General features: G+C 73.3%; 3 protein-coding genes and 1 pseudogene. 2 read left to right on the top strand and 2 right to left on the bottom strand.

Features of this window, described 5'->3' with window-relative positions; translation table 11 throughout:
* Both AB0G02_RS28550 and AB0G02_RS28545 read right to left on the bottom strand, forming a co-directional pair.
* Positions 1-532, bottom strand: a pseudogene (locus AB0G02_RS28550) (hypothetical protein); the annotation flags it as partial.
* The gene (locus AB0G02_RS28545) at positions 533-1,450 is read right to left on the bottom strand and encodes a glycosyltransferase (RefSeq protein ID WP_360799720.1); all 918 of its coding nucleotides are present in this window, start codon (positions 1,448-1,450) and stop codon (positions 533-535) included.
* A gap of 295 nt (positions 1,451-1,745) precedes the next feature.
* On the opposite strand from AB0G02_RS28545, the gene AB0G02_RS28540 reads away from it, so the two are divergent.
* Together AB0G02_RS28540 and AB0G02_RS28535 are read left to right on the top strand one after the other, a co-directional pair.
* Positions 1,746-2,549, top strand: a complete 804-nt coding sequence (locus tag AB0G02_RS28540; protein ID WP_360799717.1) for an alpha/beta hydrolase — start codon at positions 1,746-1,748, stop codon at positions 2,547-2,549.
* Between the two features lie 18 nt (positions 2,550-2,567).
* Positions 2,568-3,352, top strand: a 785-nt coding sequence (locus AB0G02_RS28535) for an alpha/beta hydrolase (RefSeq protein WP_360799714.1), incomplete at its 3' end; no start/stop codon positions are given.

Below are 3,352 nucleotides of genomic sequence, written 5' to 3'. Positions count from 1 at the left end.
CGACCGCGCAGCCGGTCAGCTCGGTGTACCGCGCGATCAGCGCCAGCAGGCCGGTGGCCGCCCGGCCGGGGCTCTGCACGCCGAACTCCACCTCCCGCGCGGCGGTGCGCAGCGCGTCGAGCGCCCGCTGGTCCTCCAACGGGCCGAGGCCGGGGCTGCGCAGCGACGCCGCCATCAGCTCGTCGAACACCCGGCCGTCGATCCGGCGCGTCACCAGCTCGCCCATGGCGCGTTCCGCCGGGGAGACCAGCTGCCGGAGGACGAACGCGCCGGCCGCGACGCCGAACACCGCGACCAGCGAGTCCCACGCGCCGGAGTCCGGCCCGGCGTCGACCGCCGCCGGCACCCGCCCGAGCACCCCCGCCGTCGCCACGGTGAACACGACCGGGAGGCACCCGAGCAGCAGTTCGACCCCGACCAGGGCGGCGACCAGCCGGCCACCGGCGCGGGGGAGCAGCCGGGCGATGTCCCGGCGTGCGGCGAACTGCTGCCGCGCGGTGCCGACCCAGGGGTGGTTCCGGAGGCCGCCCATCTACCCGGCGACCCCGCCCCGCGCCAGGTAGTCGGCGCAGGCGGGCAGTCCGCGTTCCTCGATGACGTCGTTGAACGCCGAGAAGCGGAGGGGAGGCACCTCGGTGAGCAGCCGGGTGATCGGCGTCCCGTGCTTCTCCGCGATGTAGCGGTAGCTGTCCCGCGCCGACCGCGTGTTGTCCTCGTGGTCCTTCTCGTGCGGGTAGTGGATCGAGGTCGCCGCACGGGTCACGGCGAACCGGGCGCCGTCCCGGTGCAGCCGGTAGGCGAGCTCGATGTCCTCGCCGCCCCACTGCTGGAACGCCTCGTCGTACATGCCGACCGAGCGCACCTGCTCCGTCCGCGCCGACGCGTGGCACGTCCAGTACATCAACCACGGCGCGGGGAGGTGGCTGAAGTCGTCGGAGTGCCTGGCGTAGAACGGTTCGCGCACGTCCGGCCACGACCCGGACCGCGCGAGGGACGCGATGGTCGAGTCGACGTCGTCCACGTCGACGGCCTCGCGGATGAGCTGGGCGTCCGCGTTGTCGAGGTTGAAGCAGTACACATAACCGTTGAGCGCCAACGGTTCCTCGGACGCGTCGTGCGCGGCCACGTGCGCGGTCAGGCTGCCGGAGTGCAGCAGCACGCCGGAGTCGACGAAGACGCAGATGTCGCCTCCGGCGTGCCGGAGGCCGACGTTCCGCGCCCGGGACAGCTGGTAGCCCTCGTCGGGCTGGAAGAAGTACCGCAGGTCGAGCCGGTCCTCGAACCGCCGCACCACGGCCGCCGTGTCGTCGCTGGAGCCGTCGTCGACGACCAGCACCTCGAAACCGTCACGGGGCAGGTCCTGCCGGACGAGCGAGTCGAGCGTGAACTCCAGTAATCGCATCCTGTTGTAGGTCGGGACGATGACCGTGCAACGCAGTGGGCTAACCACGAGAGGCTCTCCTCTTGGCGGTCCCGCCAAGGTCGTCGGGAATCCGGTGGGGACCGCGTCGAAGATTCGCTCTTCCGGGTGACACCCCACCGATCACCGCGCAAGTCTGCCGAGCCCCGAGAGCGCCGGTCAACACCGCGGCGGCGCTGACCTCGGGTTACCGCGCACATCGGCGGGGCTCCTCCACACCGGTCGACCGGATACGTCTTGCGCGATCGTCTGAGGCAAACGCCTTGCGCATTTGCCCAAATAGCGCCTAGGGTTCTGTCACCAGCCACTGACCAGGGAGAACGCCATGTCCGGCACCACCGTCACGCGCGCCGAACTGCACATCGGGGATCGTCGCCTGTCCTACCTCGACTTCGGTGGACCGGGTCGCCCGCTGCTGGCGCTGCACGGTCACCTCGGTGAGGCCGCGAACTGGCAGGGGCTGGCGGCCGAGCTCGCGCCGCGGTGGCGGGTCGTCGCGCCGGACCAGCGCGGGCACGGCGACTCCGACCGGGCGGATGACTACACCCGGGAGGGCTACCTCGCGGATGCCGTCGCGCTGCTCGACCACCTGCGCCTGGACGCTGTGGTGGCGCTCGGTCACTCCGGCGGCGGGATGACCGCCTACCAGCTCGCCGCGCGGCACCCGGAGCGCGTCGACGCGCTGGTCGTCGAGGAGGCTGCCGCCGCGCTGCCGGAAGGCCCGAGCCCGCTGGAGTTCGTGCTCGGGCTGCCCTACCGGGCGGCGACCCGAGAGCAACTGCTGGACGCGCTGGGGCCGGTGCTGGCGCCGCTGTTCGGGGACCTGCTGCGGCCCACCCCGGACGGCGGGTGGCGGTTGCCGTTCCACCCGCGGGACACCGTCGCGTCCGAGCGCCTCGGGCGCGGCGACCACTGGGCCGACTGGACGGGCAGCACCTGCCCGGCGCTGCTGGTCGCCGGCACCGAGCAGCCCTGCCTCGACCCGGAGATGACCGGTGGGATGGTGCGCCGCCGACCCGGCACCCGACTGGTCGAACTGGCCACCGACCACTTCGTCCACGCGAAGGACCCCGCCGGCTTCGCCGCGGCGGTGCGGGAGTTCCTGGAAAACCCGCCCCGGATCCGGTGATGCCGTTACCGTCGGGCGATGGCGGAGGACTTCATCGCGGAATCGACCGTCGTCCCCGCCGCGGCGGGCGACTTGCGCGCGTTCGTGCGGCGGCCGAGGTCCGATCGTCCCGTCCCGGGACTGGTGTTCGTCGACGGCAGCGGGTGCGGTGGCCTCGACGAGTGGGGCGGCTGGCCCGGGTGGATCAGCGGGTGCGGCGTCGCGGTGCTGGTGCACGACAAGCCCGGCTGCGGGACGTCGCCGGGGGACTGGCGGACGCAGTCGTTCGCGGACCGGGCGGCCGAGGCGTTGGCCGCGGTCGAGGTGCTGCGCGGGTGGCGCGGTGTCGACCCCGACCGGATCGGCCTGATCGGGTGGAGCCAGGGCGGCTGGGTGTCGCTGCTCGCGGCGAGGACGGCGCCGGAGGCGGTCGACCGGGTCGTGACGATCAGCGGTCCCGGCGTGAGCATGGCCGAGCAGGACCGCATGCGCATCGACAGTTGGCTGCGCCGCGACGGGGTGCACGGGGCGGACCACGCGCAAGGCATGGCGTGGGTGGACAGGCGGGCCGCGAGGCTGCGCTCCGGCGAGCCGGCCGACCTCGTCATCGACGCGCAGCGGCACTACGCCGACCGACCCTGGTACGCCGTGGTCACTCAGGCCACCGCCACCCCGGCGAACGCGGAGTTCTTCGCGCGCAGCATGGACGTGGACCCCGCGGAGCTGCTGCCCGAGGTGCGCTGCCCCGTGCTCGCGCTGTTCGGCGGAGCCGACGACTCGGTGCCGGTGGCCACCAGCGGCACCAGGATCGCCGCGGCCCAGCC

The sequence above is a fragment of the Actinosynnema sp. NPDC023658 genome, from assembly GCF_040639995.1.
In the GTDB taxonomy this organism is placed as follows: Bacteria; Actinomycetota; Actinomycetes; order Mycobacteriales; family Pseudonocardiaceae; genus Actinosynnema.
The sequence above is the reverse complement of the archived record's forward strand: the minus strand, read 5'-3'. Positions and strand labels throughout refer to the sequence as shown.